The 26949-nt window shown below is 69.8% G+C and carries 27 protein-coding genes; 15 read left to right on the top strand and 12 right to left on the bottom strand.

Features of this window, described 5'->3' with window-relative positions; translation table 11 throughout:
• From AB0M56_RS02185 to AB0M56_RS02170, 4 genes are all read right to left on the bottom strand, one after another.
• Positions 1-3618, bottom strand: a complete 3618-nt coding sequence (locus AB0M56_RS02185; protein ID WP_364170025.1) for a hypothetical protein — start codon at positions 3616-3618, stop codon at positions 1-3.
• 48 nt (positions 3619-3666) lie between these two features.
• Entirely contained in the window at positions 3667-4239 is a 573-nt protein-coding gene (locus tag AB0M56_RS02180; protein ID WP_364170023.1) for a hypothetical protein, read from the bottom strand.
• Positions 4240-4334: 95 nt separating this feature from the next.
• On the bottom strand, positions 4335-4634 hold the full coding sequence (locus tag AB0M56_RS02175; RefSeq protein ID WP_220245046.1) for a WXG100 family type VII secretion target: 300 nt from the start codon (positions 4632-4634) through the stop codon (positions 4335-4337).
• Positions 4635-4679: 45 nt separating this feature from the next.
• Entirely contained in the window at positions 4680-5018 is a 339-nt protein-coding gene (locus AB0M56_RS02170) for a WXG100 family type VII secretion target (protein ID WP_220245047.1), read from the bottom strand.
• A 380-nt stretch (positions 5019-5398) separates the two neighbouring features.
• Here AB0M56_RS02170 and AB0M56_RS02165 point away from each other — a divergent pair, with 380 nt between their 5' ends.
• The 5 genes from AB0M56_RS02165 (at position 5399) to phoU (ending at position 12910) form a co-directional block, all read left to right on the top strand.
• Entirely contained in the window at positions 5399-6232 is an 834-nt protein-coding gene (locus AB0M56_RS02165; RefSeq protein WP_364170018.1) for an alpha/beta hydrolase, read from the top strand.
• Positions 6233-6733: 501 nt separating this feature from the next.
• Positions 6734-7318: an isopentenyl-diphosphate Delta-isomerase gene (gene idi, locus AB0M56_RS02160; protein ID WP_364170015.1), complete on the top strand. Its 585-nt coding sequence runs from the start codon at positions 6734-6736 to the stop codon at positions 7316-7318.
• 93 nt (positions 7319-7411) lie between these two features.
• Positions 7412-8086 (top strand): GGDEF domain-containing protein, encoded by a 675-nt coding sequence (locus AB0M56_RS02155; RefSeq protein ID WP_364170013.1) that lies wholly within the window; start codon positions 7412-7414, stop codon positions 8084-8086.
• A 229-nt stretch (positions 8087-8315) separates the two neighbouring features.
• Complete coding sequence (locus tag AB0M56_RS02150) at positions 8316-12155, top strand: LCP family protein (RefSeq protein WP_364170010.1); 3840 nt, start codon at positions 8316-8318, stop codon at positions 12153-12155.
• A gap of 83 nt (positions 12156-12238) precedes the next feature.
• Positions 12239-12910, top strand: coding sequence for a phosphate signaling complex protein PhoU (gene phoU, locus AB0M56_RS02145; protein ID WP_364170007.1), 672 nt, complete (start codon positions 12239-12241; stop codon positions 12908-12910).
• Between the two features lie 253 nt (positions 12911-13163).
• Here the strand turns inward: phoU and pstB are convergent, their stop codons facing one another.
• The 6 genes from pstB to AB0M56_RS02115 all read right to left on the bottom strand — a co-directional run bounded on the left by pstB (position 13164) and on the right by AB0M56_RS02115 (position 19048).
• Complete coding sequence (gene pstB, locus AB0M56_RS02140; protein ID WP_364051854.1) at positions 13164-13940, bottom strand: phosphate ABC transporter ATP-binding protein PstB; 777 nt, start codon at positions 13938-13940, stop codon at positions 13164-13166.
• A gap of 3 nt (positions 13941-13943) precedes the next feature.
• The gene (pstA, locus tag AB0M56_RS02135) at positions 13944-14858 is read right to left on the bottom strand and encodes a phosphate ABC transporter permease PstA (RefSeq protein WP_364170004.1); all 915 of its coding nucleotides are present in this window, start codon (positions 14856-14858) and stop codon (positions 13944-13946) included.
• Positions 14859-14860: 2 nt separating this feature from the next.
• The gene (gene pstC, locus AB0M56_RS02130) at positions 14861-15781 is read right to left on the bottom strand and encodes a phosphate ABC transporter permease subunit PstC (protein ID WP_364170729.1); all 921 of its coding nucleotides are present in this window, start codon (positions 15779-15781) and stop codon (positions 14861-14863) included.
• A gap of 198 nt (positions 15782-15979) precedes the next feature.
• Positions 15980-17110 carry a phosphate ABC transporter substrate-binding protein PstS gene (pstS, locus tag AB0M56_RS02125; RefSeq protein WP_364170001.1) on the bottom strand — a complete coding sequence of 377 codons (1131 nt, stop codon included), beginning with the start codon at positions 17108-17110 and terminating at the stop codon, positions 15980-15982.
• Between the two features lie 223 nt (positions 17111-17333).
• A complete protein-coding gene (gene mshD / locus AB0M56_RS02120; protein ID WP_364170727.1) occupies positions 17334-18233 on the bottom strand; it encodes a mycothiol synthase in 900 nt (299 codons plus the stop codon).
• Positions 18234-18310: 77 nt separating this feature from the next.
• The gene (locus AB0M56_RS02115; RefSeq protein WP_364169999.1) at positions 18311-19048 is read right to left on the bottom strand and encodes a response regulator transcription factor; all 738 of its coding nucleotides are present in this window, start codon (positions 19046-19048) and stop codon (positions 18311-18313) included.
• Between the two features lie 178 nt (positions 19049-19226).
• Here AB0M56_RS02115 and AB0M56_RS02110 point away from each other — a divergent pair, with 178 nt between their 5' ends.
• From AB0M56_RS02110 to AB0M56_RS02070, 9 genes are all read left to right on the top strand, one after another.
• Positions 19227-20126, top strand: a complete 900-nt coding sequence (locus AB0M56_RS02110) for a DUF2993 domain-containing protein (RefSeq protein WP_364169996.1) — start codon at positions 19227-19229, stop codon at positions 20124-20126.
• Positions 20127-20133: 7 nt separating this feature from the next.
• Positions 20134-20580, top strand: coding sequence for a thioredoxin family protein (locus tag AB0M56_RS02105; protein WP_364169993.1), 447 nt, complete (start codon positions 20134-20136; stop codon positions 20578-20580).
• Between the two features lie 102 nt (positions 20581-20682).
• Positions 20683-20781: a putative leader peptide gene (locus AB0M56_RS02100; protein ID WP_326567015.1), complete on the top strand. Its 99-nt coding sequence runs from the start codon at positions 20683-20685 to the stop codon at positions 20779-20781.
• An 81-nt stretch (positions 20782-20862) separates the two neighbouring features.
• A complete protein-coding gene (locus tag AB0M56_RS02095; RefSeq protein WP_364169989.1) occupies positions 20863-21294 on the top strand; it encodes a DUF4395 domain-containing protein in 432 nt (143 codons plus the stop codon).
• A gap of 33 nt (positions 21295-21327) precedes the next feature.
• A complete protein-coding gene (locus AB0M56_RS02090) occupies positions 21328-22164 on the top strand; it encodes a sulfurtransferase (RefSeq protein ID WP_364169986.1) in 837 nt (278 codons plus the stop codon).
• Positions 22165-22473, top strand: coding sequence for a DUF1416 domain-containing protein (locus AB0M56_RS02085; RefSeq protein WP_220245061.1), 309 nt, complete (start codon positions 22165-22167; stop codon positions 22471-22473).
• Between the two features lie 354 nt (positions 22474-22827).
• A complete protein-coding gene (locus AB0M56_RS02080) occupies positions 22828-23442 on the top strand; it encodes an FABP family protein (RefSeq protein WP_364169983.1) in 615 nt (204 codons plus the stop codon).
• 123 nt (positions 23443-23565) lie between these two features.
• Positions 23566-24174, top strand: coding sequence for a 5-oxoprolinase subunit PxpB (gene pxpB, locus AB0M56_RS02075; RefSeq protein WP_364169980.1), 609 nt, complete (start codon positions 23566-23568; stop codon positions 24172-24174).
• On the top strand, positions 24174-25022 hold the full coding sequence (locus AB0M56_RS02070; RefSeq protein ID WP_364169977.1) for a biotin-dependent carboxyltransferase family protein: 849 nt from the start codon (positions 24174-24176) through the stop codon (positions 25020-25022). Before pxpB ends, AB0M56_RS02070 begins: the two co-directional genes overlap by 1 nt.
• 5 nt (positions 25023-25027) lie before the next feature.
• Here AB0M56_RS02070 and AB0M56_RS02065 read toward each other — a convergent pair whose 3' ends face one another.
• Positions 25028-25336: a hypothetical protein gene (locus tag AB0M56_RS02065; RefSeq protein ID WP_364169976.1), complete on the bottom strand. Its 309-nt coding sequence runs from the start codon at positions 25334-25336 to the stop codon at positions 25028-25030.
• A gap of 338 nt (positions 25337-25674) precedes the next feature.
• Here AB0M56_RS02065 and AB0M56_RS02060 point away from each other — a divergent pair, with 338 nt between their 5' ends.
• Positions 25675-26118: a hypothetical protein gene (locus AB0M56_RS02060; RefSeq protein WP_364170725.1), complete on the top strand. Its 444-nt coding sequence runs from the start codon at positions 25675-25677 to the stop codon at positions 26116-26118.
• Here AB0M56_RS02060 and AB0M56_RS02055 read toward each other — a convergent pair.
• Complete coding sequence (locus AB0M56_RS02055) at positions 26100-26945, bottom strand: aminodeoxychorismate lyase (RefSeq protein WP_364169973.1); 846 nt, start codon at positions 26943-26945, stop codon at positions 26100-26102. The genes AB0M56_RS02060 and AB0M56_RS02055 overlap by 19 nt on opposite strands.
• Positions 26946-26949: the final 4 nt, after the last annotated feature.

Below are 26949 nucleotides of genomic sequence, written 5' to 3'. Positions count from 1 at the left end.
TCACTCGAGCACGCCCGAAGGCCGGCTCGCCGGGCGACCCCACGCGGACTCGTCCTGGCTCAGCAGGTCCGCCATCGTGCGCTCGGCCTCTTCTTCCTCTTCGCCCTCTTCGACTTCGGCAGTGTCCTCTTCGGACTCGAGTTCGTCGGGGTCGGGTCCGCCGTTCGTGGGCAGCTCGTCGGCGTAGAACTCGCCCTGACCGGTCCGCACCCGCTGATACGTCGCGAGGTGCGGCGAGTCCTCCGTGCCACCCGCGGGGCGCCACGGCTTGTCCGAGCGCTCCACCAGGTCGGTGACGAAGTCCTCCTCACGCTCCTCGCGCTGCGCGAACACCGAGGAAGGCAGCAGGCCCGGCAGGAAGTCGGCCGTGCCGGCGTCCCACGCCGAGGTGTCCACGACCTCCGCGGCCTGGACCACGGCGATGCGCACCTCGTCGGGCTCGCCACCGCCGACGCCGCCCGCGATCGCGCCTTCGCGGTCCTCGTGCTTGTCGTTGTACTGCTCGGAGTTCTGCGTGTTCTGGGCCGATTGCGTGGCCGGGGTTGCCGGCGTTGCGGCCGAGCCGGCCACGCCCCAGCCCGCTTGCACGGGCGGCACCACGACCGGAACGGCCGGGACCGCGCTCGTCGCCCAGCCACCCGAGCCGGCCGGCGGCTGGTCGCCGGTGCCCCAGCCCGTGACGGGGGCCAGGTCGTCGGGGGTCGCCGGGGTCACCGTCTCGGCCGGGGCGGCTTCGACGGGCGTTGGGTCGACCGGCGTCGGGTGGGCCGGAGTGGCGTCGACCGGCACCGGGGTGACCGGAGTGACGGCCACCGGCACCGGCGCGGCAGGCACCGGATCGGGCTGCGTCGACCACGACGTCGCGGGCGCCGCCGGGGTGTCGCTGACCACGGCCGGGTCGCCGGCACTCGCCGGGACCTGGCCGTTCGTCCACGGCTGCGTGGTGGCGTCGAGCAGGCTCGCGGAGTCGGGCCGGTCGGTCGCGGTGCGAGCCGGCGCGGGACCGCCCATGCCGTTCTGCGGCGGGACGGCCATGCCCGGCGTGCCGGTGTTGTCGACGTGGTGCGTGGCGGGCGCATCGATACTGTCCACAGAGGACAGTGCCGGCGGCGCCCAGTCGGCCGACTTCGACGGCGGGGTGTCCCCGAACGAGTTCGGGTCACCGACGCCGGCCGGCGAGTTCGCCAGCCACGCGTTGTCCACGCCACCGAGCAGACCGGCCGAGTCGGGCCGGTCGGCAGCCGGTGCGTTCGCACCGGCCCCGCCTCCCGCGCCACCCGGCGGCATCATCGGCATGCCCGAGCCCGCACCGCCGGCGCCGACCTGGCCGGGACCGTTCGTCCCGTTCGGGTCCGCCAGCGACTGAGGCAGGTCCGGTGGCGGCACGAGGTTGCTCGAGTCGAGCCCCTTCACCCCGTCGAGCCCACCGCTGTCACCGGCACCACCGAGGTCACCGGCACCGCTGATACTCGCGTCCGCTCCGGGCGGCGGAGCCCACGACGCCGACTTGAGCGGCGGCGTCTCGCCGAACGAGGTCGGGTCGCCGATGCCCTGCGGGACGTCGGTGAGCCACGGCTTGTCGATGCCCCCGAGCAGACCGGCGGAGTCGGGCCGCTCGCTGCCCTGGTTGCCCAGGCCGCTCGCGCCACCACCCGCGCCACCCGGCGGCATCATCGGCATACCCGAGCCCGCACCGCCGGCGCCGACCTGGCCGGGACCGTTCGTCCCGTTCGGGTCCGCCAGCGACTGAGGCAGGTCCGGCGGCGGCACGAGGTTGCTCGAGTCCAGCCCCTTGATCCCACCGGGACCGTCCGAGCCCGCGCCACCGAGACCGCCGGCGCCGTCGAGGTCCGCACCGCCCGCGCCACCGGTCCCACCGGCGTCACCGGGCGGCGGCGCCCACGAAGCGTGGCTCAGCGGCGGGGTCTCGCCGAGCGAGGTCGGGTCGCCGATGCCCTTCGGGATGTCCGAGAGCCACGGCTTGTCCACGCCCCCGAGCAGGCCCGCCGAGTCCGGCCGGTCGCTGCCCTGGTTGCCTAGACCACCGGCACCACCCGCGCCGGTCGGCGGCGGCATCATCGACGGCGGCGGGATGGCGCCCTGGTTGCCGTTGTTGCTGCCATCCTGCAAGCCCGGCGGCAGGTCCGACGGGTTCAGCGCGTTGCTCGACAGGTTGTTGCCCAGGCCGGCGTTGTCCGGCGGCGGCGTGAGGGCCGGCGGCTTGATGTCGCCGAGGCCGCCACCACCACCCGTGCTGCCGGGACCACCGGTGTTGCCGAGGTCCCCGAGGCCACCCCCGCCCTTGACGTCACCGGGCGGCGGCGTGAGCGCGGGCGGCTTGATGTTGGCAAGGTTGGTCCCGCCGTTGCCGGCGCCGTTGTTGCTGCCCGTCGAGCCGGGCGGCGGCGTCAAATTGGGCGAGGTGAACGGGGGCAGGTTGCCGAGACCACCGTTCTGGCCACCGTTCTGCCCGCCGTCGTCGCCACCGATCGAGCCCGGGGGCGGCGGCAGGTTCGGCGACGTGAGCGGAGGCGGCGTGGTGTCGAAGTTGCTCAGCCCGGCGCCACCACCGGGGCCGCCGCCACCGGACGTGTCGAGGTTCGGCGGCGCCACGTCGAGGTTCCTGAACGGCGGCGGGTCGCCGGCACCACCGTCGCCGCCACCGACGTCACCAGGAGGCGGCGGGATGGCCGCGGCGTTGAGGGGCGGCGGGTTGCCGGCGCCACGGGTCCCGTCACCGCCACCGGTGTCACCCGGGGGCGGCGGGATGTTCGGGGGCGGGACGTTGCCCGCGCCACCACCACCGTCGCCACCACCGGCACCGCCGCCGGGAGGCGGGATGTCGGCGGGCGGCGGGATGTTCGGGGGCGGCGGCAGGTTGTCGTCACCGCCGCCGGGCGGCGGGACGTTCGGCGGCGGGGGCGGTGGGGCCTGGCCGGGCGGCGGCGGGCTGTAGCTGGAGGTCGCGACCGTGTTGTACTTCCCGGCCAGCTGGTTGCCGACCTGACGCATGTCGTTGGTCATCATCTCGACCGCGTCGGGGAACTGCGAGATGAACGCCCGCCCGTCGCCGAGCACCTTGCCGCGGGCGATGACCTGCTCGGCGTAGTAGCTGTCGATGTAGCGAAGGGTGTTCTGCGCCCACTGCAGGTAGGCGGCGGAGTTCACGAGCTGGGTCGGGATGTCGCGCGCACCGCCACCGCCGTCGGTGATCATGTGCACGAGGGCGTCGAACTTCCCGCTCAGGTTGGCGGCCAGGACCTTGAAGTTGTCGGCAGCGGTGCCCTTCCACGGCCCGTCGTCGCCCGCGAGAGCGGCGGTCTGGTCCTTGATGGCTTGGGAGATGGCGGCGAGGTTCAGCTGCGTCGTCTGGAACACGCCGGCGGCGGCCTGCAGCGACTGCCAATTGACGTTGCCGTAGGCCCGGTCCAGGTTGTCCTGACCGCCGGTCATCGAACCGCCGCCGAGGATGGCGGCCTCGATCTGCTTCCAGGTCAGCCCGTCGAAGTCCTTGCCGGGGTCCCCGGTGGTGTTCGATTTCCCGTTGCTGCTGGAGTCGGGCCAGATGCCGTCGTCGTCCTGCTGGAACCCGTTGTTGTTATTCGGGTTGTCTGCCATCTTCCCTCGTTCGCCTCGAACCTGGGACCGCCGCCCCCGTGGGACCGGTCAGCTGTGCTTGTTGCCCGCGTTGTTGATTTCGTTGCTGACGTTGCCGAAGTACTGGTTGTACTTGTCCATCGTCATGTTGTTGGCCTCGTCGGCGTCGTCGTAGGCCTTCGACGCCGTGTTCACGGCTTCGGAAAGGTCGTGCAGCGACGTGATGAGGTCCTGGATCGTGGCGCGCGTGGTGTCGCGCACCCCGCCGGGCCCGACGATCGGCTGGGTGATCTTGCCGTTGGCGGTCGCGAAGATACCGGGCTTGACGGTGATGCCGTCGAGCTGGCCGGGCAGGTCCTTGAGCGGGCCGTCGGCGAGGGTCTGCATGTTCGTGGCGAACGTGCGCATCGCCTCGGTGTTGACCGTGGTCACGCCCTTGCCGGGGTGATCGGCGCCGCCGGGAACCGGGGGCGGCGTGGTGACGTTGCCCTGCGGGATCCACGGGTTGTCGACCGGCGGCGGGGTCTGGTCACCCGGGCTCTTGAACGGGCCGCTCGTCGACGCCGGGGTGTTGTTCCCGTCGCCGTTGATGGAGTCCATCACCGTCTTCGCCGATTCGAAGACGACTGGGTCGAATGCCATGAGTGCTCACTGTCCTTTCAGGTCTGCGGACCCGGTGGGGACACCGGGGGCGCGGCGGGTGACCCACCGCGCCCCGGGGACCCGCGACGCCGGCATCAGCGCTGCGCGAACCGCTGCGCGTTGCCGCTCTCGGTGGTCGAGGTGCCCTCGTTGATGTGCGAAAGGGTCTGCGAAGCGGCGTCGAGGGCCTGCGGCAGGACCTGGGCCTGCTGGTGGCACCACTCGTAGGTCGACTGGAACTCGTCGGCCGCCGAACCGGTCCAGTGCTCGCGCTGCGCCTGGATCTTGCTGTGCATCTCTTCCAGCAGCGAGGTGATCTGCTGCGCCTGCTGCTTGGCCGTGTTGACGGTGTCGCCCATCACGGCGAAGTTGATCTGGAAGTTGCCCAGAGCCATGGATCTGTCCTCTCAGGAGAAAGCTGGGGATTGGTTTCGAGCAGATCAGAAGCCGTTGAGGCCGCCACCGCCGATGGCAGCGGCCTGCGCGCGAGCCGTGGAGGTGTTGTCCTCGTCGCCGCGGTCGTAGTCCGCCGCGCCCTGGGTGACGTGCTCGGAAAGCGTGGTGAGGCGCTGCACGATCTTCTTCACCGTGTTGTCGAACTCGCCCATGGCCTGGTGGAAGATCGTGGCGGAGTCCGACCGCCAGGTGCCGAGCAGTTCCTGCATGGTCGAGTCCACCTGGCCACCGGTGCTCGTGATCCCGTCACCGGTGCTGGTGATCGTGCTCGCACCCTGACGCATGATCCCGGTATCGACCTTGGCGCCGTCCTGCGAAGCCATGCTCTTCTCCTCTGGTTGGATTGTTCTTCGATTGTCGACATGTAGTCGAAGCTGCTCTCCGCCGACACGACGTCGTCGTGAGGACGGTTCATCGCAAATGCCGTGACGCCGCTTCACACTTCCGAGGTTCGAGAAGGCTGACCGGAGCCGGCGAGGTAACGGTAAGTGAGTGCGCGACACCCTGCGGTCTGTTGTTCCCTTATGGACACCACGTCGCGGACGCGGGGGCAACAGCGTTCACGACCAGACAAACAAGACATGCCCAGCAAGGCCCGGGTGCGGCTGACCGGATCGGTCCGCTTCTTGCCCCTTTTTCCGCCCAGGTCTGCATGAGAGGCCATCGCCGGAAAGTGTCGGTGCGCCCCCGTAGAGTGCGAGCTGTGATCGACCAGCTCACCATCCCGACCGAAGCCGGCTCTTTCGACGCGATCGCCGCCGGGCCCCAGGACGGTCGCCCCGTGCTGCTGCTCCACGGTTTCCCCGAGGCCGCCGTGGAGTGGGAACACCAGGTGGCGACCCTCGGCGTGCTCGGCTACCGCGCCGTGGCACCCGACCAGCGGGGGTACTCGCCGGACGTTCGACCAGAACAACCGGCGGAGTACGGTATTTCTACCCTGGTGGACGACGCCGTGGCAATGGCGGATGCGTTGGGGTGGTCGAAGTTCGACCTCGTCGGGCACGACTGGGGCGGGGCCGTCGCGTGGTGGACCGCGGACGCGCACCCCGGCCGGCTGCGCAGCCTCGCCGTGGTGTCCACCCCGCATCCCGCCGCTCTCGCGGCGGCGATGAAGACCGACGAAGACCAGCACCTGCGCTCGGCGTACATGACGGAGTGGCGCGCGACGCCGGCCACGGAGCGGAAGATGCTCGCCGAGGGCGCCCGCGCGCTGCGCGACATCTTCGACCGCCGCATCCCGCCCAGCCGCATCGACGAGTACGTGCGGCGCCTCGAAGAACCGGGCGCGCTCACGGCCGCGCTGAACTGGTACCGCGCCGGCCGCCCCGGCGGGAAGATCGGCAAGATCGACGTGCCGACGCTCTACGTGTGGTCCACCGAGGACGTCGCTTTCGGCTCCACGGCGGCGCTCGACACCGGCAACTGGGTCACCGGGCCGTACCGGTTCGAGATGCTCGAGGACGTGTCCCACTGGGTCGCCGAAGAAGCCCCCGAGGCCCTCACCTCCCTCATCGTGGAGCACCTCGGCAGCCACTGACGAAGGAGCCGGCCCGGGTTTCGTTGGCACACGGGAATTATTACTGACATCCGTCCAATTCGGACCGGTGGACAAGATCGTTCACCCGAGGCGGTCACGCGTTGGCCTGCGGGCCGGCGGCTGTCACGGAATGTGCTGTTCGGTGTGGTTCGCCGAGGGCGGGTTATGTTGTCGATTTTCGCTCCTGGGTAAGGATTTCCCGTCAATCATCGGGTTTCCGGGCTCGTGGCAACCGTGCGTCAAGGGCCGGCTCGGTAGTTCACCCGAGACGGGCCCAGCGGCGGCTCGATGGCCCCGGCGGTGACGGATCGTGTCGACCGGCCGGGCCCGGTGCCGTTTTGTCCACTTCGGACTCAATCGTTCACCCGAGGAGGTCACCCGGAGGCTCGAGGGGCCGCGGCGGTCACGCACCGTGCCGCCCGGCCACCCGAAACGGGATGAACGGCACGGCCACCCGCCTTGCGGTACCTCGTCCGTGGAGCTCTGGTGTTCAGTGGTCACGTGGACACCATCACCGAATCCGAGTCCGAGCGCGTCGTCTTCGTCACGGAGGACGGCGTGCCGACGGGAGAGACCGGGCCGAAGCTCGCGAGCCACCACGGCGAGACGCGGCTGCACCTCGCGTTCTCGTGTTATGTGCTGCGCCGTTCGGACCAGTCGTTGCTGATCACGCAACGAGCACTGGACAAGAAGGTGTGGCCGGGGGTGTGGACCAACAGCGTCTGCGGGCACCCCGCGCCGGGCGAGTCGCTGCCCGACGCCGTGCGCCGGCGCGCGGCGTACGAGATCGGGCTGCCGGAACTGCAGGACCTGGAGTGCGTGCTGCCGAAGTACCGGTACCGGACGCCGCCGTTCCAGGGGATCGTGGAGAACGAGTTCTGCCCGGTGTTCGTCGCGTGGGTCGATCGCGACCCCGAGCCGAACCCCGAGGAAGTCGGTGACTGGCGGTGGGTCTCGTGGCCCGATTACGCACAGTTGCTCGAAGGCACTGGGGTAAACGTGAGTTACTGGGCCAAAGACCAGTACGCGCAGCTCAAGGGGAAGAAGCCGTTTTCGTCGTTGGGGCAACAGAACTTCGGTGCGTGACAAAACCGGGCCCCAGTCGTCCACTTGAGCGATATTCGCTTTCGCGCGTACCGATGCCTCAAGACACCGCTCCTTTAAGACGACAACCATGAGGTGGCGGAGGTGGGTGTGGCGGCCGAGGACGAGCGCACGGCGGGTGCACCCGCTCCCGATCTGCTGAGCCTGCACGAGTCCATCGCCGGCATGTTCGCCAAGCAGGGCGACTGGCGCCGGGCGTATGAGCACCTGCGGTGCGCGCTCGACATCGCGCGGGCCGGCAGCCTCCGGGACACGTTGACGTCGAGTTACAACCGCCGTTACCTCGACCAGCGCCTGCCCGGGCTGCCGGCCGCGCGCGGGCTGGCCGTCGCACTGATCGACCTCGATCGGTTCAAGCACGTGAACGACACGTACGGTCACCTCCTCGGCGATCGCGTGCTGTGCCGCGTCGCCGACCTCCTGCAGGAAGAGCTGCCACCCGACGGGTTCTGCGCGCGCTACGGCGGCGAGGAGTTCGCGCTCGTGCTGCCGGGCGTCGACGCGCCGGGGGCCGTGCGGATCGTCGAGGCCGCTCGCACGCGGGTCGCCCGTCACCCCTGGTCAGAACTTCAGCCCGGCTTGAGAGTCACCATCAGCGCGGGCCTGGCGCACGCTTCCGCCGGCCCGGTGTCCGCCCAGCGGCAACTTCTGCGCGCGGACAACCTCCTGTACGCGGCGAAACGCGCGGGGCGCAACAAAGTCGCCTATCACGACCGAGAAACGACGCGCGTCATTACCCACTCTGAGTAACGCAAAGGCGGGCTCACTCCCATTCGCTTGCTCCAATCTTCACCTGTTCGTCCGCTTCGGGCCGTCTTGGGTCGACTCATGGTGAAGAAATTCGCGGGAGGGTGTCGTCACGAACGGCGGGTATCCGTACGATAACGAAAACCTCCCGAGGAACGACGTGCCCTGGGAGAGCCGGAACGAAAGGCCCCGCCGCCGGTTCGTAAGCGCCCGAAGTGCGAAAGGAGTCCGAGTGCCCGACGATCGCCCCCTCCCCGGCACCGGTCGCCACTCGGACAACGGCACCCCCCGCACCCGCGCCGGCCGTCGCCGCTCCATGGAAACCCAGGGCGGCATCAGCGTCTCCGACGTCGTGGCCCGCCACACCGGCGAACGCCCGACCTTCGACACGGAAGACTCGGACCCGGGCTCGCGGCGCGCGGAACCCGGGACGCGGTCGAACGGCAGCTCCCACCTGGCGGAGTCGAACGGCAGCTCCCACCTGGCGGAGTCGAACGGCAGCTCCCACCTGGGCGGACCCAACGGCTACTCTGCCGCGCCCGGCTCCCGCACGGGCTCGCGCCGCGCCGACGACTCGGACTTCGATGGCAGCTCACACCGCGCAGCGTCGAACGGCTCCTCCCATCTCGGCGGCAGCTCGCACCTCGCGGAATCCAACGGCTCCTCCCACCTGGGCGGCCGCGGCAGATCGCACGTCGCGGAGTCGAGCGGCAGCTCCCGCCTCAGCGGCGGCAGCAGCTCGCACCTCGCGGAGTCCAACGGCAGCTCCCGCTTGGCCAGCCCCGGCAACTCACACTTGGCAGAGTCCAACGGCAGCTCCCACCTCGGCGGCGGCAGCAGCTCGCACCTCGCGGAATCCAACGGCAGCTCCCGCCTCAGCGGCAGCAGCTCGCACCTCGCGGACGAGAGCTACTCGGCCTCTACCCGCTCTCACCGCGCCGAGCAGCCGCCACCCCGCGGCCGCCGCGCCCGCCCCGACGACGACCCGCCCGCCGCACCTTCGGCGGGCGGCCCCGTGCCACGCGCGGATTCCCCGGGCCGGGCCTCGCACGCCGCGGATGCCGCGGAGCCGGCCCCCGCGCGCGGACCCCGCCGAGCCGCGCCGGAACCGCCTTCCCCGCGCCGCCCGACGACCTCGCAGCCACTCCCCACCGGCCGCCGCCGCGCCCCGGAACCCCCGGCGCCCGGCGGCAGCCACGCCGCGCCCGACGACAGCCCGGACTTCTCGGACCTCCCGGCCGCCGAACCCCCCGGCCGCCACGGCGCTTCCGCACCGCCCGAGCCCCCGAACGGCCGCCCCCGCGGCCGCACCTCGGGCCCGCCGGGCGCCGCCCCGCGACCCCCGGCCGAACGCCCCGCGCGCCCCGACGGCCAGCGCCCCGGCACGAACGGCATGCCAGGCGCAGGCGGCGCTGCCGCGCCGAATGGCAACCAGGGCCCGAATGGCATGCCTCCCGCCAACGGCATGCCACGGCCCAACGGCGCCGCCGGCCCGAATGGCAAGCCGGCTCCCCATGGCAAGCCGAGCCCCCAGACCGGCACGAATGGCATGCCGGGGCCGAACGGCGCTGCCAGTCCCAATGGCAAGCCCGGCCCGAATGGCAAGCCGGCGCCGCGAGGCGACGCGAATGGCATGACCGGCCCGAATGGCAAGCCGGCGCCGCGAGGCGACGCGAATGGCATGACCGGCGCAAACAGCGTGCCAGGCGCAGGCGGCCCTGCCAGTCCCCATGGCAAGTCCGCGCCGAATGGCACGTCCGGCCCCCATGGCGTGCCGGGAACTGCCGGCCCCAATGGCAAGGCAGGCCCGAATGGCATGCCGACGGCCAACGGCATGCCACGCCCCGGCGGTCCTGCCGGTGCGAATGGCAAGGCTGGGCCGAATGGCGGCGGCTTGCCGGGGGCCAACGGCGTTGCCGGCCCCAATGGCAAGGCTGGGCCCGGTGGCAAGCCCGCGCCTCGAACCGGGCCGAACGGCAACCCCGCGGGCAACGGCATGCCCGGTGCCAACGGCGTCGCCAGGCCCAATGGCAAGGCTGGGCCCGATGGCAAGGCCGGGCCCGATGGCAAGCCAGGGCCTCAAGCCGGGCCGAATGGCAAGGCCGGGCCGAATGGCAACGCCGCGGGCAACGGCATGCCGGGGGCCAACGGCGTTGCCGGGCTCAATGGCAAGGCTCCCAACGGCAAGTCCGGACCGAACGGCGTGCCGGGCCCCGGCGGGATGCCGGGACTGGATGGGCTTGCCGGTGCGAATGGCAAGCCGGGGTCGAGTGGCACGTCCGGGCCGCACGGTGTGCCGGCGGCCAACGGTGCTGCCGGGCTGAATGGCAAGGCCGGGGCGAATGGCAAGCGGCGGCCCCAAGCCGGTGCGAACGGCCGGCCCGGGCCGAACGGCGCCGACAACGGCAAGCCCGGCGTGCCCGGCAAGTCCGGCACAGACCGAGGTCTCGCGGCCGACGGGTTCGACGAGAACGACCAAAGCGCCGAAGCCGACCAGAACAACCAAGCCGCCCCGGGGGCAGAGCGCACTCAGCTCACCTCCCCAGTCGGGGAGCGCACCCAGCTCACCCCTCCCGTCGACGGCAAACGTCCACCCCGCCAGCGCCGCCCACCCGCGCGCCCCGCCGGGGTGCCCGCGCGGTCGGAGCTCGATCCGTTGACCATGACGGACGAGATGGAGGCGATCGACGAGGCCACGCAGTACCGCCGGAAGATCGACCACACTCTCGCGCGCTTCTCGGCCGCCCACGACGAGATGCTGGCGGAGGAGGACAAGCGGCGCGAGCGGATGGCGCGGCTGACGGCGAGGCCCGTCGCGTTGTTCGAGCAGACGCGCACCGCCCTGCAACGCGTGGTGGCGCCCACGGGGATCCAGAAGGCGATCCCCGCCGAAGCCGAGGCAGAGGCAGAGGCAGAGGCAGACGACGAGAATCCCGAAGAGCGCGCCCCGCAAACGCGTCTGCAGGAGAAGAAGCAGCGCCACAACGAGCGGGCCGTCCGGATCGGGCGGATCGTGCTCATCGTGCTGGCCGTGCTGGTCTTCCTGGGCACCGGCGTGGCCTGGGGGGCGGTGAACTGGTTCGACGCCAAGTTCACCCAGGTCGCCGCGCTCGACGAGAACTCCTCCGACATCCGCAACGCCGACGCCCAGGCCAACGACGAGAACTTCCTCATGGTCGGCTCCGACAGCCGCGACGGCGCCTCCGCGGAAGAAGGCGTCGGCACGGCCGAGAGCAACCCCGGCGCCCGCTCGGACACCGTGATGGTCGCCCACGTGCCGGCCGACCGGAAGCGCGTGGTCGTGGTGTCGTTCCCGCGCGACCTCGAGATCAACCGGCCCGACTGCAACCGCTGGGACCCCTCGAAGTCCGCCACCACCGACGAGGTCGTGTCGGGGCAGAGCATTGCGAAGCTCAACACCGCGTACGCCGTGGGTGGCCCGCAGTGCGTCACGAAGGTGGTCCAGAAGATCACCGGCCTGCGCATCAACCACTTCGTGGGCATCGACTTCAACGGCTTCAAGGACATGGTCGACGCGGTCCACGGCGTCACCATCAACAACGAGAAGCCCATCGACGACGAGGTGCTCGGCAAGGTCCTGCTGGAGACCGGTGACGTCACCATCTCCGGCGACCAGGCCCTGAACTACGTGCGTGCCCGGCATGTGAAGGGCGACCCGACGTCCGACTACGGCCGCATCAAGCGGCAGCAGGCGTTCATCGGGGCGCTGCTGAAGAAGGTCATGTCGTCCGATGTGGTCCTCGACCCGGGCAAGCTGTCCGGCTTCATCACGGCGTTCGCGAAGGCCACCTTCGGTGACAACCTCGGTGTGCAGCAGATGATGACGCTCGCCCAGTCGATGCGCGGCGTGGACCCGTCCAAGATCAACTTCATGACCGTGCCCACCACCGGCACCGCCAACAAGCGCGGCAACGAGGTCCTCGTGCAGTCCAGAACGGACTCGCTCTTCGACGCCCTGCGCGACAACACCCCGCTGCCCGGCGAAAAGACCACCACCGCGGCCAACGCGGGCAACTCGGCCAAGATCGACAGCAACACCGCCGAAGGCTGAGCCACGGGATTCGTTAGACCGGGTTCACGTGCGGTTCACCCTACGATGCGGTATTCGGACAACGCGCGTCGTAGGGTGTCTCCATGCGTGAGGCTTACCATGTCGAACTCGAACAGCTCGCCGAGAACCTGGCTGCCATGTCGGCTCAGGTCGCCGAGGCGATGGAGCTGGCCACCAAGGCACTGCTGGAGGTCGACCTGGGCCTCGCGGAGCAGGTGATCAGCGACGACGCGAAGGTCGACGACGCCCGCGCCGAGTGCGAGGAACAGGCCTACGCGCTGCTCGCCCTCCAGGCTCCCGTCGCCACGGACCTGCGCACCGTGCTCGCCGCAATCCACGCCGCCGAGAGCCTAGAGCGCATGGGCGACCTCGCCCTGCACGTCGCCAAGGCCGCGCGGCGGCGCCACCCCGAGGCGGTGCTGCCGGAGTCGGTGAAGCCCTACTTCATCGAGATGGGCCGCGCCGCGGTGAAGCTCGCGCGCCAGGCCGAGCAGGTCATCAAGTCCAAGGACGTCAACGCCGCCAAGGACCTCGAGGCCGAGGACGACCAGGTCGACGACATCCACCGTCACCTGTTCACCGTTCTGATGGACCGCGAGTGGCCCTACGGTGTCGCCGCGGCCGTCGACGTCACGCTGCTCGGCCGCTTCTACGAGCGCTACGCCGACCACGCCGTCTCGGTCGCCAAACGCATGATCTTCGTGGTCACCGGCCGCATGCCGGGCTACGACTCCGACGAGGACCTCAACGTCTGATCTCGCGGTCAGTCCACAAAGGCTCTTCGATCAGAACCCCGGTCGACCGTCCACTTTGATCTTGGCCCGACGCCAGGCGCGGCTCGTCAGTGCCCAGAAGGCACTCAACGCGGCCAAGGCCGTCGGTGCCAGCGCCGCCGTCGACGCGGCCCGGCAGGCCATCAATCACGACTGCTGAGCAACGACAAACGAAGCGGCCCCTCCGTCCACATCGGACAGAGGGGCCGTTTTCGATGCAGGCCCAAGAGAACGATCAGCCGAAGCGGCCCGAGATGTAGTCCTCGGTCGCCTTCTCGTCCGGGTTGGAGAAGATCTTCTCCGTGTCGTTCAGCTCGATCAGCCGGCCGGGCTGGCCGACGCCGGCCAGGTTGAAGAACGCCGTCTGGTCGGAAACACGAGCCGCCTGCTGCATGTTGTGCGTGACGATGACGATCGTGTACTCCTTCTTGAGCTCACCGATCAGGTCCTCGATGGCGAGGGTCGAGATCGGGTCGAGCGCGGAGCACGGCTCGTCCATCAGGAGCACGTCGGGCTGCACCGCGATGGCGCGGGCGATGCAGAGCCGCTGCTGCTGACCACCGGAGAGGCCGCCGCCCGGCTTGTTGAGCCGGTCCTTGACCTCGTTCCACAGGTTGGCACCGCGCAGCGCGCGCTCGGCGATCTCGTCGAGCTGCTTGCGGTTCTTGGTGCCGCCGAGGCGAAGCCCGGCCACCACGTTGTCCTTGATCGACATCGTGGGGAACGGGTTGGGGCGCTGGAACACCATGCCGATCGTGCGGCGCACCTGCACCGGATCCACCGCGGACGCGTAGATGTCCTCGCCGTCGAGCAGCACCTCGCCCTCGACGCGCGCACCCGGGATGACCTCGTGCATCCGGTTGAGCGTGCGCAGCACGGTCGACTTACCGCACCCCGACGGCCCGATGAACGCGGTGACGTTGCGCGGCGGCACGTTCAGCGTGACGCTGTCCACGGCGTGGAACTTGCCGTAGTAGATGTCTACGTCCTTGACGTCGATTCGCTTGGCCATGACTCACTTCTTCTTCGGGGCGAGGAGCCGGGAGAGCAGGGTGGCGAGCAAGTTCAGGATCGCGATGATGATGACGAGCGTCAACGCCGCGCCCCAGATCCGGTCGAAGCCGACGCTCCCGGGGTCGAGCGAGTTGGTCACGCGCTCGTTGTTCATCACCAGGGGCAGTGCGGCCTGCTCGCCGTCGAAGGGGTTCCAGTTCACGTAGGCCGAGTAGCCCACGAGGACCAGCAGCGGCGCCGTCTCGCCCATCACGCGGGCGAGCGCCATCATGATGCCGCCGATGATGCCGGACAACGCCGTCGGCAGCACGATCTTCATGATCGTCTTCCACTTCGGCACGCCCAGCGCGTAGGACGCCTCACGCAGGTCGTCCGGCACGATCCGCAGCATCTCCTCCGACGAGCGGACGACCACCGGGATCATGAGCAGCACCAGCGCCAGCGACACCGCGAACCCACTGCGCGGCAGGCCGAGCGTGGTGATCCACAGCGCGTAGATGAACAGCGCGGCCACGATCGAGGGGACACCGGAGAGGATGTCGACCATGAACGTGGTGGCCTTCGCGAGCTTGCCGCGGCCGTACTCCACCAGGTAGATCGACACCAGCAGGCCGATGGGCACCGCGATGATCGCGCAGATCAGGCCCTGCTCCAGCGTGCCGATGATCGCGTGCAGCACACCGCCGCCGACCTCGTCACTCAGCACGGAGCCGAAGTCCTCGGTCCACCAGTTCGAGAACGGGATCCGCTTGATGCCGTTGACGATCACGGTGTAGAGCACCCACACCAGCGGCACCACGGCGATCAGGAACGCCAGCCACACGAGCACGGTGGCGAAGCCGTTCTTGGCCTTGCGGGCCAGGCTGACCTGCTGGAACGCGGGGGTCACAGCGGGACGTTCGAGCGTTGTGGACATGCTCAGTCCCCCTTCCTGCTGATGACGGAGCGGGCGGCGAAGTTCACCAGGAACGTCAGCACGAACAGCACCAGACCGGCGGCGATGTACGCGCCGGCCGAGGTGGCGTTGTTGAACTCGCTGTAGTTCGCGGCGATCTTCGACGCGAACGTCGCACCGCCGTCGAAGAGGCTCCAGTCGAAGTTGCGGCCCTGCGGGATGAGCAGGATGACCGCGAGCGCGATGGTCTCACCGAGCGCGCGGCCGAGGCCCAGCATCGACGCCCCGATGTAACCGGCCTTGCCGAACGGCAGCACCGTGGTGCGGATGACCTCCCAGCGGGTGGCCCCCAGCGCCAGCGCGCCTTCGATGTGCGGGGTCGGCGTGCGCTCGAAGACCTCGCGCGAGAGCGACGTGATGATCGGCAGGATCATCACCGCCAGCACGATGCCGGCTGTGAAAATCGTGCCGCGCACGTTGGGCTGCACGTTGCCCGGAGCGAAGAGCGGGAACCACGAGAACGTGGAGTTCACCCACAGCGAGAACGGCTCGATCGCCGGGGCGAACACGATGATGCCCCAGAGGCCGAAGATGATCGACGGCACGGCGGCCAGCAGGTCGATCACGTAGGCGAACCCGCGGGCGAGCCGCTTCGGCGCGTACTGGGTGAGGAACAGGGCGATGCCGAGCGACACCGGCATGGCGATGATCAGCGCCACCACGGAGGTCGCCACGGTGACCTCGAACAGGTCGGCGATGCCGAACGCCATGTTCTCCGGGTCGTTGGTGGACCACCCGTGGTTGAACAGGAAGTTGACCTTGTCGACCCGCAGCGCCGGGATGGCCTGGATGATCAGGAAGATCCCGATCAGGCCGATCAGAGCCACGATGAAGATGCCGGCCCCGGTGGTCAGGTTCTGGAAGATGCGGTCACCGGCCCGCACCTTCTTCGGCTTCTCCTGCGCGGGCGGCCTTTCGGGCGCCGGCGCGGATGTTGTGTCCGAAATCGGATCCTCCGGGAACGCTCGGGCGGACGACGAACGCCCACCGGGGGTGCCGGTGGGCGTTCGCGTCGAGGATGACTCGCTCATCGACTGGTTAGGTCCTGCGTGTACTTGTTATTCAGCCAAGTCGAGGATAAGTCAGGAGATCGCCTTGACAGCGGTCAGCACCTTGTCCTGCAGGCTCTGCGGGATCGGCACGTAACCCTTGCTCGACAGCTGCTGCTGGCCGGTCGTCGCCGACGTGGTCAGGAACGCCTTGACGGCCTTCGAGACGTCCGGGTTCGAGTACTTCGAGCACACGAGCTCGTAGGTCGTGAGCAGCAGCGGGTAGGCACCGGCGACGTTGCTCGCGTAGATCTTGTTCAGGTCGAGCGCGAGGTCGTTGGAGCCCGGGTTCAGGAAGGTCGCGGAGTCGAGGGACTTCGCGACGTTCTCGGCGGACAGCTCGACGCCGCCGGAGCCGCTGTCGATCAGGGCCGGGGTGACGCCGTCCTTGGCGAACGCGCCCTCCACGTACGTGATCGAGCCGTCGGCACCCTTGACCGTGGTGGCGACACCGTTCGAGCCGGAAGCACCGTTACCGACGCCACCGTTGAACTTCTTACCCGCGCCCTTGGTCCAGTCGGCCTTGGCAGCCGCGCCGAGGTACTTCTGGAAGTTGTCGGTGGTGCCCGACTCGTCCGAGCGGGAGACGACCTGGATCGCCTTGTCCGGGAACGTGAAGCTCTCGTTGCCCTTGATCGCCTTGATGGCCGGGTCGTTCCACTTCGTGATGCCACCGCTGAAGATCTTCGCGATCACGGACGGCGTGAGAACGAGCTTGTCGACACCCGACAGGTGGTAACCGACGGCCACGGGGCCGACGACCATCGGGATGTTCCACGCCGGGGAGGCGCAGCGCTTGTTGGCGGCCTCGAGATCCGCGCCGGTGGCCGGGGAGTCCGTGCCGCCGAAGTCGACCTGGTTGCCGTTGAACTGCTTGACACCCGCGCCCGAGCCGCTGGCGGTGTAGTTGACCTGCTGGCCACTGCACTGCTTGCCGTAGGCGAGCTTGAAGACGTCGATGGCGTTGTTCTGAGCCGTCGAGCCCTCACCGGACAGCGGGCTCTTGCCACCGCAGTCGACCTGCGCGGTGCCGGTGGCGGCGGGGGCGGCGGCCGAGCTGGAGTTGCTGCCGTTGCTCGCCGCAGGGTCGCTACCACAGGCAGCGAGCACCAGGGCGGCGCTCGCCACGATGCCCACGGCACCAAGGGGCCGCATGATCTTCACTGCATTTCCTCCACTCGGAGACTTCGCCGGATCGGCGCGCGTCTCAGCGCGCCGGATCCGGACATTAGGCAGCCCCGATGGACGGTCCCCCTTGCTCACATGAACGCAAAGTGAACAAGGCACCGTATGTGAGCAGGGCGACTACGCCGAAAGGGTGTCGTGTCCCTGCCGTGACCTGCATGTACGCAGAAAGTAACACGGGGCGTGCCCCCGTCGATGGTGACTACCGACCGTACTGGACGTCGGTTTCGAAACGCGTGAACCCGAGTTTCGAATAGACCGCCAGTGCCGGTGCGTTGTCGCCCTCGACGTAAAGGATTACTTGGCGTAGTCCCTTCTCGCGCAAGTACCGCAGGCCCGCGAGCGTCAGCGCCTTGCCGAGACCGCCACCCTGTGTGCCCGGATCGACGCCCACGACGTAGACCTCCCCGACCGGCTCACCGCCGAAGCGGCCGAGCACGGGCTCGTGCACCTTCGTCCAGTGGAAGCCGACAACGTCGCCGTCCTGGTTCTCCGCCAGGAAGAAACCGGCCGGGTCGAACCACGGCTGCCGTTCTTCGGCGCGCAGCTCGTCGACACTGAACGCGCCCTGCTCCGGGTGCCAGTCGAACGCGCGCGCGTTGACGGCGATCATGGCCTCTTCGTCCTGCCCCGGCACGAAGGTGCGCAGCCGCAGTCCTTCGCGCAGCACGGGTTCGGGCCAGTCGGCGCCTTCGACCTCGACGTGCAGGATCAGCAGCTCGCGCTGCCGGCCGAGGCCGAAGTCCTTCGCCAGGGCGGCGGCCGCGGCGCTGTCCCCGTGGGCCCAGACGCGGGCGCCTTCGGCGGCCTTCGCGTCGAGCTCGCGGGCCAGCGCGGTGCCGACGCCGCGGCGGCGGTAGTCGGGATGCACCACGACCTCCGCAACTTGGCGGCCGTAGGAGTCGCCCTCGGTGTCGAGGTGCGCGTAGCCGGCGGGCTTGCCGTCGAGGCGCGCGAGCAGGTGCAGCCCGCCCGCGAACTCGCGCGGCAACGGACCGGTCGCGTCGACCTCGGGCCGCCCGTCGGCCGCCTTCGCCGCGAGCAGCACCTCACGCACCGCTTCCGCCGAGTCAGCCCCGAGTTCGGCCGTCCAGCCCGTCAGCTCTGTTTCCGCCACGAAGCCGACATTACCCACGCGCGGCGCCGCGCGAAGGGGCTCGTTGGGGGAATCGCGTGCGCTCAGCGGTTGGTGTACTCGGGCGCGGATTCGATCGCCGGCGCCGGCTGCTTCGGACCGGACTTCGCCGGGCGCTCGAACTTGTAGCCGACGTTGCGGACGGTGCCGATCATCTGCTCGTGCTCCGGGCCCAGCTTGGCGCGCAGGCGCCGCACGTGGACGTCGACCGTGCGCGTGCCGCCGAAGAAGTCGTAGCCCCAGACCTCCTGCAGCAGTTGCGCGCGGGTGAAGACGCGCCCGGCGTGCTGCGCGAGGTACTTCAGGAGCTCGAACTCCTTGTACGTGAGCTCGAGGGTGCGCTTGCGCAGGCGAGCGGTGTAGGTGGCCTCGTCGATCACGAGGTCGCCCACGCGCAGCTCGGCCTCGACCTGGCCGGAGACTCCGTCGCGGGTCGTCACGAGCCGCAGGCGCGCGTCGACCTCGGCGGGGCCGGCGGTCGGCAGGAGGATGTCGTCGGTGCGCCACTCGGAGCTCACGGCCACCAGGCCACCTTCGCCGACGACGGCGATCACGGGCGTGCTCGCCTCGTCGTCGCCGGCGCCCTTGAGCAGGCGGCAGAGGCTCTTCGCCGAGGCGAGGTCGCTGCGGGCGTCGAGCAGGATGACGTCGCGGTGCCCGGCGTCGAGCAGGGCCGTCACCTCGGGCTCGCGGACGCGTACGGTGTGGGGCAGCAGATCCAATGCGGGAAGCACAGAGGTGGGGTCGGCTTCCGCGGTAAGTACCAGAAGGTCCAGGCTCATGGAGCCACACCGCCTTCACAAAGTCAGGGCCTGGCGCACGGCCTCGAACGTGGGCCTCGGTCGGTGCTGAGTGAGAATACCGGGTGAACAACACGTCACCTAGCTCGTGCTGGATCGATCACACCTGGCCGAACCCCAGGAAGCGCCCCGGCCCCCGACGAACAGGAGAACCGACGCGATGGTGAGCAGGCCCGTGACGCGGGACGACCGACCGGCTCCTCGGCCGGACAACCGGCGTCGCGGACGGCGCGTCCGCCGCTGGGTCATCGTGCTCGGGGTCATCGTGATCCTGCTGGTCGGAGCCGATTTCGGGGCCGCCGCGTTCGCCGAGCACACGATCTCCCAGAAGGCGCGCGAGCAGCTCGGCCTGACCGACGACCCGTCGGTCGACATCCACGGTTTCCCGTTCCTCACACAGGCGCTCTCGGGTGACTACAGTCACATCACCGTATCGGCCGACGGCGTGCCCGTGGGCGGTGAGCTGCGCGATCTCGGCGTGAGCGCCGAGCTCGAAGACGTAACAGCGCCGTTGTCCGACCTCACCGCGGGCAACACGAAGAACGTGAAGATCGGCAAGCTCACCGGCGCCGTGACGATCAAGGCGTCGGACATCGCGCGCATCTCGCCGCTCGACAAGATCCAGAACCTGCGCATCGATCAGAGCACCGAGGCCTACGTCAAGTACGGCGACACCGACCAGGGCCAGGAGCCGGACCCGACCCCCACCAACGCGGCAGGCGAGCCGGAGGACGGCAACACCGCCGGCATGCGCCTGTCGGGTGACGTGCAGGTGGCCGGTCAGAAGGTGGAGATCTTCTGCTTCGCGCTGATCGAGCTCAAGGGCAAGACCATCACGATCACCCCCCACCGGCTGCAATTCGGGAATGACCACGAGACCACCGTCGTTCCGGAGTCAGTGCAGAAGGCCCTCTTGCCGAACTTCCGCGCCTCGATCGACACGGGCACGCTGCCGCTCTCGGTCACCCCGACGGCGGTGCGCGTGGACAGTGGTTCCGTGACGATCAAGGGCGAGGCAACCAACGTGAACTTCTCGGACCTGACGACGTCGAAGGGGTGAGTGCCCGGTGATCGGAGTCTGGGTGCTGCTGGCCACGCTGGTGGTCGCGGTTCTGGCCGGCCTGCTGCTCAAGGCCCGCAACGGACGGGTCCGCGCGGCCAAGCCCGCCGCCGCGGCCCGCGACCTCGCCCAGCTGCCCGCTCCGGTCGCCGAAGCGCTCGACCCGGCCTCGGCCGTCACGCTCGTGCAGATCTCCACCACGTTCTGCGCGCCGTGCCGCCACACGCGCGCGATCCTGTCGTCGCTGGCCGACAAGACCGAGGGGCTGCACCACGTCGACCTCGACGTGACCGAACAGCCCGAGGTCGCCCACGCCCTGTCCGTGCTGCGCACCCCCACCACGCTCGCGCTGACCGCCGACGGCCGCGAGCTGCTGCGCGTGGGCGGCGTGCCGAAGGGCCCGGAGCTGCTGGAAGCCCTGCGTCCGCACCTGGCCGAAGCCGACGTTCGCTGACTGGCGGCGACCGCCTCACCGGCTGTTTCCCAATGGGCGGGACTCGTCCCAAGGTATGAACGCGGTTCCCAGCCGGTTGGAGCACTGGGTACCCTTCCTGACGTGGACGAGCTGCCCATCACCCTGCTGACGCAGCGCCGCGCGGTGGATTTGTGCCGCGTGCGCAGCAGCTTGTGTCCGCGCTCGTCGCGCCGGCGCTGAAGCACGTCGTCCGCCGGTTTTCGCACGCTCTACCGTCCGTGCTCTCGCACGCCCTTCGCCTCGCCCTCAGCAGGAGGAACCATGCCCGCCGGACCGGCTGTCGACCCGCGTGGCCCGCGGTTCGCCGCGATCATCACCACCGTCGTGCTCGCCGTGGTGCTCGTGACGCAGTGGTGGCCGCTTCTGGCCCTGCAGACCGTGATCTTCGCGATCGGCGCGTTCGTCGGTCTGAAGCCGGCGCCGTACTCCGTGCTGTACCGCGCGCTCGTCGCGCCGCGGCTCGGCCCGCCGACCGAGCGCGAGGACGCGGCGCCGCTGCGGTTCGCGCAGGCCGTGGGCTTCGTGTTCGCGCTCGTGGGCACGATCGGCTTCATCGCCGGCGTGGCCCCGCTCGGCATCGTCGCGACGGCGTTCGCGCTGTTCGCCGCGTTCCTCAACGGCGCGTTCAACTTCTGCCTCGGCTGCGAGATGTACCTGCTGCTCAAGCGCTTCAGCCCCGCGCGGGCTTCCTAGCAGTTCCAAACCCCAGAAGGAGAGTTCGCTTCCATGAGCCGTGAAGACGCCCTGGTCACCACTCAGTGGGCCGAGGAGAACCTGGACACACCCGGTGTGGTGTTCGTCGAGGTCGACGAGGACACGACCGCCTACGACGCCGGGCACATCCGCGGTGCGGTGAAGCTCGACTGGCGCAACGACCTGCAGGACGGCGTGCGCCGCGACTTCGTGAACAAGGCCGCGTTCGAGAAGCTGCTCTCGGAGAAGGGCATCTCGAACGACGACCGCGTGATCCTCTACGGCGGCAACAACAACTGGTTCGCCGCCTACGCATACTGGTACTTCAAGCTCTACGGCCACCAGAACGTGCAGCTGCTCGACGGCGGCCGCAAGAAGTGGGAGCTCGACGGCCGTGAGCTCAACGCCGACGACGTGAAGCGCGACGCCACCGAATACAAGGCCACGGAACAGGACCTCTCGCTGCGCGCGTTCCGCGACGAGGTCGTGGAGTCCATCGGCGCGAAGAACTTCGTCGACGTGCGTTCGCCCGACGAGTTCTCCGGCAAGCTGCTCGCCCCGGCGCACCTGCCGCAGGAGCAGTCCCAGGTGCCGGGCCACATCCCGGGCGCGCTGAACGTGCCGTGGGCCAAGGTCGCCAACGAGGACGGCACCTTCAAGACCGAGGACGAGATCAAGGACCTCTACACCGAGGCCGGCATCGACGACGCGAAGGCGACCATCGCCTACTGCCGCATCGGTGAGCGTTCGTCCATCGCGTGGTTCGCGCTGCACGAGCTGCTCGGCTACTCCGACGTGAAGAACTACGACGGTTCGTGGACGGAATACGGCTCGCTGGTCGGCGTGCCGGTCGAATTGGGAGCGAAGTAGATGGCTGACGACGGTTGCGGCGCCCCGGTCCAGGTGGCCACGCCCGCTGACTTCGACACCAACGGTCAGGTCGTGCTGGCCGGCAAGGTGACCGGCTCCGACGGCCCGCTGGGCGGCGCGTTCGTGCGCCTGCTCGACGGCGGCGGCGACTTCACCGGCGAGGTGGTCGCCTCACCCGAGGGTGACTTCCGCTTCTACGCGGCGCCGGGCTCGTGGACGGTGCGCGCGCTGCACCGCACGGGCAACGGCGAGGCCTCCGTCACCGCCGAAGGCCCAGGCCTGCACCAGCTGGCGATCTCGGTCGGCTGACGCGTTTTTCCATGAAGGGCCCCCAGGGTTTTCCCTGGGGGCCCTTCACTTTTCTTCGTTCAGGACCCGCTCCGTGTACCCGCGCAGGGAAGGACACTTCTCCACGGCGTGGCCGCCCTCTCGGGCAGCGCGAACCTGACGGCCGTCCCGCACGCGGCCATGGCCGGTGGCGTGCTGCTCGTCGTGACTGTGCTCACCGCGACGACCCTGCGCGGAGCCTGAGGGCGCCGGGCCGACTATTGTCCTCGCTGTGGAGACCCTGTTTACGATCCTGCTGGCCCTGGCGGCAGTCGCCATCGTGTGGTTCGCCTGCTACGTCGTCTACCGGCTGTACGCCGACCAGCGCTGAGCACCATGACCGCCAGTGGCGACGAAGCCATCGCGGCCGCGGAGGAGCGCGCGGCGAGCACCCGCACGCGCAACCTGCCGTTGTGGGACGACCTGCCGATCCCCAACGACACGGCCAACCTGCGCGAGGGCCCGAACCTGAACGACGCGTGCCTCGCGCTGCTGCCGATGGTCGGCGTCTGGCGCGGTGAGGGCGAGGTCGACTACCCCACCATCGAGGGGCCGGTCAAGTTCGCGCAGCAGCTCACCATCGCGCACGACGGCCGCCCGTTCCTCACGCACGAGGCCCGCGCGTGGCTGCTCGACGACGAGGGCAACGTCATCCGCCCCGCCGCCCGCGAGAGCGGGTTCTGGCGGCCACAGGAGGACGACACGATCGAGCTGCTGCTCACGCACAGCTCCGGCATCGTGGAGCTCTACTACGGCAAGCCGCGCAACCAGACGTCGTGGGAGCTGGGCACCGACGCGGTGATCCGCACGGCAACGGCCAAGGACGTCACCGCGGCGCAGCGGCTCTACGGCCTCATCGAAGGCAGCCTCGGCTACGTCGAGGAGCGCGCGATGATGGGCCAGGAGATGCAGCCGCACGTGTCGGCTCTGCTGCACCGCGTCGTCGGCTGAGCTGGGCTTTACTGATCCGGCCAAAAGTAGGCCGACCACCACCCGGCACGTAACCGTTGCTACGAAGCCATTCGGCCGTGACTGTGGTCGGATTGGTAGCAATCAGCACAGTACGCTCTGTCCATGCTCTGGCGGCCCTGCGGCGAGCACGCCGCCCTGCTCGACTGCGACTCACTCGCGCAGATGACCGCCGCCCGCGCCACGGTCGAGGCCGCCGTCGTCGACGGGATCGCCGACCTCGTGCCCGGGGCCCGCAGCCTGCTGGTGGTGTCGGAGCCCGGGTCACCCGCGCTCAAGTCGGTGCGGGAGCTGCTCGACGGCGCTGATCTCACGCACCCGCCCGCTGGGTCGGCGCGTGAGGTCACGCTGGACGTGCACTACGACGGCGAGGACCTGTCGCTCGTGGCGCGCGATGCCGGGGTCTCCGAGGCCGACGTCGTCGAGCTGCACACCGAAGCCCAGTACACCGTCGCGTTCACCGGCTTCGCGCCCGGTTTCGGCTACCTGACCGGGCTGCCGGACGCACTGCGGCAACCCCGGCTCGAGTCCCCGCGCACGAAGGTCCCCGCCGGGTCCGTGGGCATCGGCGGAGAGTTCACCGGCGTCTACCCGCGCGAGTCACCCGGCGGCTGGCGGCTGCTCGGGCACACCGACGCGACGCTGTTCGACCCGGCCGCCGAGCGGCCCGCACTGTTCGCGCCCGGCGACCGCGTGCGCTTCCGGAGCGTGTGATGCGCGCGCTGGAGATCGTCCACACGGGACCGCTCGCGCTGGTGCAGGATCTCGGCCGGCCCGGTTACGCACACCTCGGCGTGCCCCCTTCCGGTGCCCTCGACGCCGCTGCCCTGCGCCTCGGCAACCGCCTGGTCGGCAACCCCGAGGATGCGGCCGGGATCGAAGCGTTGCTGGGCGGGCTTGCCGTGCGGGCGACGGCGCCGTGCACGGTCGCCGTGACCGGACCCCTCGTGCCGGTGCAGGTGGACGACCGGCAGGTCGGTTCCCACTCGGCCGTCTCGCTACGGGAGGGGCAAACGCTTGCGCTCGGCCGCCCGTCGGCCGGTTTGCGCAGCTACCTGGCGGTTTCGGGCGGGATCGCCGTCGAGCCGGTGCTGGGCAGCCGCTCGCGGGACGTCCTGTCGGGCATCGGGCCGGAACCGCTGGAAGACTGCGTTTCGCTGCCACTCGGCCCGGTCACCGGCGTGCCGGCGGGAGCCGACGTGGTGATCGCCCCCACGGCACCCGATCGGCTCGTCGTGCCCGTGATCCTCGGCCCGCGCGACGACTGGTTCACCGACCTCGTCGAAGGCCTCGGCGCGTGGTGGACGGTGACGCCACAGTCCAACCGCGTCGGCCTGCGCCTCGACGGCCCACCGCTGCGGCGCGCGAACACCGCCGAGCTGCCCAGCGAGGGCCTGCTGACCGGCGCGATCCAGGTCCCGCCGAGCGGCTTGCCCGTCGTTTTCCTCGCCGACCACCCCACGACCGGCGGCTACCCGGTGGCCGCCGTGGTGAGACGTGGGTCACTCGGCGCACTCGCACAGGCACGCCCTGGAACCTCTGTGCGGTTCCGCTCGTCTTGATCCGGTCATGCCGACGCGGATGCCGAGCGGCTCACCGTGCGCAGCAGCGGGACGCCGGCGCCTCGGCGGGCTGCCACGTCGGCGCTGAACTCACCGAGCCAGCCGATGGCGTCCAGTGACCATTCGATCAACGTGCCCTGGAAACCCACGCGGTACCGCGGCGGACCGGACCAGACCGCGTCGGGCAGAGGTGGCGGCACCGGGGCCAGATCGATCCGCGACTCGCATCGAAAGACGTCGTGGGCGAAGTCGACCAAGGATTGGTGCAGGTGTTGCGCCGTGTGAAGGACGACCGGATCCTGTCCGCTCTCCACGGTGATGTTGCACCGGCGTCCAGAACGGCTGCACGGGACCAAGCCCGACCTGAAACCAGGTGACCAGCGACGACTCCGGTGCGGCCAAAGGATGTTCCCGGCCGGCGTCATTCATTTCCCCGGCAGGCCGCGGGAACCCTGCTCCACCCCCGGTCGGGCCGTGTCGCTTGCCAACAAATTCCTCGTTGCTGATCGGGTCCGCTGATTGCGCAGTTCACGTCGGCCTTGCGCTCGAACACCGGCCTTCACCAACACGCCGTGGTGAGACGCGGGTCACTCGGCGCACTCGCGCAGGCACACCCTGGAACCTCTGTGCGGTTCCGCTCGTCTTGATGAGCGTGGAACGGGTAACGGTCACGGGTGGGACAGGTGTCCTGGAGCTGAACAGGGTCCTCGAACGGAACGGTGGCGTGCAGGTGGAGCTGCCGCAGTCCTTGCGAATCGCGCTGGCCACGGGCCAGCTGCGGCGTCCGTTGGCCGAGACGCTGCGTGACCTGCTGGCTCTGCTCGTCGACGGGTGTTACCAGGTCGACGGCCCCGCCCGACTCGACACCGACGAGCCCCTCGTGCCCACCGCGACCTGGCCACCCGACGACGAAGCGCGCGTCGCCTACTACCGCACCGCGATCCGGACCGGCCACCGTCCCGTGGCCGTCGTGCTGTCGGGCACCCGGCCGTTGATCCTGGTCGGGCACCACAAGATCGCCGCCTACGAGGCCGAAGGCGTCCGCGCGTCCGCCGTGGTGATCAGCGAGGCACCGGCTCAGTACTCGCCTTCGTAGGCCGCCACCAGCTCGCGGTGCAGCTCCGCCGAGTCGGGCAAGGCGGTGCCGTCCAGCGTGTGCACGCGGGTGACGAGCCGGACCGACGACGCGAGGAACACCCCATCGGCCGTCGCCAGGTCGGCGGCCGAGAACGGCTCCACCTTCACCGTCCAGCCCGCCTTCTCCGCACCGCGGAACAGCGCCGCCTGCGTGGTGCCCGGCAGGATCCCGACCGTGGACGGCGGCGTGTAGAGCGTGCGCTCGCGGGCCAGCACGACCGTGGACGTCGGGCCTTCCAGCACGGAACCGTCGGCAGCGGTGAAGATCACATCCTGTGCGCCCCGACGGCCGGCCTCGCGCAGGGCGGCCATGTTCACGGCGTAGGAAACGGTCTTCGCGCCCAACAGCAGCCACGGCGCGCGCTCGGCGACCTCGGGTCCGAAGCCGCGCTCCAGCGTCACCGCGGCGACGCCCTCGGCGCGGGCGCGGCGCACCTTCTCGTCGATCTCCATGCCGATGGCGAACGCGGTCGGCGTGCCGGCCGGATCACCGTCGACACCCCGCGTGTACACGAGTTTCAACGCGATTTCCCGACCACCGGCCCAGTTGTCGATCACGGCGCGGGCCGCCGTCTCGAAGGCGGCGAGGTCGGGCGCCGGCAGCTCCAGCATCGCCGCGGAGCGGGCGAGTCGGTCGAGGTGCGGACGCAGTTCCCGCGGTTTTTTGTCAGCCACGAGGATGGTCTCGAACACCCCGTCTCCGCGCAGCAATCCGAGGTCGTCCACACGAATGTGGGCGGCTTCGGGGTCGGCCAGGGTTCCATCGAGGAAGGCGAGGACGCGCATAGTG

It is taken from the genome of Amycolatopsis sp. NPDC051372, from assembly GCF_040682095.1.
Lineage (GTDB): Bacteria > Actinomycetota > Actinomycetes > Mycobacteriales > Pseudonocardiaceae > Amycolatopsis.
Note: the sequence above shows the minus strand (reverse complement) of the source record. Positions and strands in the feature narration are given on the sequence as shown.

What these genes read in the sequence shown, in the direction of transcription:
- AB0M56_RS02085 (WP_220245061.1), top strand. Translation starts at nt 22,165, where the DNA reads ATGGCTGACGACGGTTGCGGCGCCCCGGTCCAGGTGGCCACGCCCGCT.
- AB0M56_RS02070 (WP_364169977.1), top strand. Translation starts at nt 24,174, where the DNA reads ATGCGCGCGCTGGAGATCGTCCACACGGGACCGCTCGCGCTGGTGCAG.
- AB0M56_RS02110 (WP_364169996.1), top strand. Translation starts at nt 19,227, where the DNA reads ATGGTGAGCAGGCCCGTGACGCGGGACGACCGACCGGCTCCTCGGCCG.
- AB0M56_RS02090 (WP_364169986.1), top strand. Translation starts at nt 21,328, where the DNA reads ATGAGCCGTGAAGACGCCCTGGTCACCACTCAGTGGGCCGAGGAGAAC.
- AB0M56_RS02080 (WP_364169983.1), top strand. Translation starts at nt 22,828, where the DNA reads ATGACCGCCAGTGGCGACGAAGCCATCGCGGCCGCGGAGGAGCGCGCG.
- pstA (WP_364170004.1), bottom strand. Translation starts at nt 14,858, where the DNA reads ATGTCCACAACGCTCGAACGTCCCGCTGTGACCCCCGCGTTCCAGCAG.
- AB0M56_RS02095 (WP_364169989.1), top strand. Translation starts at nt 20,863, where the DNA reads ATGCCCGCCGGACCGGCTGTCGACCCGCGTGGCCCGCGGTTCGCCGCG.
- phoU (WP_364170007.1), top strand. Translation starts at nt 12,239, where the DNA reads ATGCGTGAGGCTTACCATGTCGAACTCGAACAGCTCGCCGAGAACCTG.
- AB0M56_RS02180 (WP_364170023.1), bottom strand. Translation starts at nt 4,239, where the DNA reads ATGGCATTCGACCCAGTCGTCTTCGAATCGGCGAAGACGGTGATGGAC.
- AB0M56_RS02170 (WP_220245047.1), bottom strand. Translation starts at nt 5,018, where the DNA reads ATGGCTTCGCAGGACGGCGCCAAGGTCGATACCGGGATCATGCGTCAG.
- AB0M56_RS02185 (WP_364170025.1), bottom strand. Translation starts at nt 3,618, where the DNA reads ATGGCAGACAACCCGAATAACAACAACGGGTTCCAGCAGGACGACGAC.
- AB0M56_RS02055 (WP_364169973.1), bottom strand. Translation starts at nt 26,945, where the DNA reads ATGCGCGTCCTCGCCTTCCTCGATGGAACCCTGGCCGACCCCGAAGCC.
- AB0M56_RS02115 (WP_364169999.1), bottom strand. Translation starts at nt 19,048, where the DNA reads ATGAGCCTGGACCTTCTGGTACTTACCGCGGAAGCCGACCCCACCTCT.
- pxpB (WP_364169980.1), top strand. Translation starts at nt 23,566, where the DNA reads ATGCTCTGGCGGCCCTGCGGCGAGCACGCCGCCCTGCTCGACTGCGAC.
- AB0M56_RS02175 (WP_220245046.1), bottom strand. Translation starts at nt 4,634, where the DNA reads ATGGCTCTGGGCAACTTCCAGATCAACTTCGCCGTGATGGGCGACACC.
- pstB (WP_364051854.1), bottom strand. Translation starts at nt 13,940, where the DNA reads ATGGCCAAGCGAATCGACGTCAAGGACGTAGACATCTACTACGGCAAG.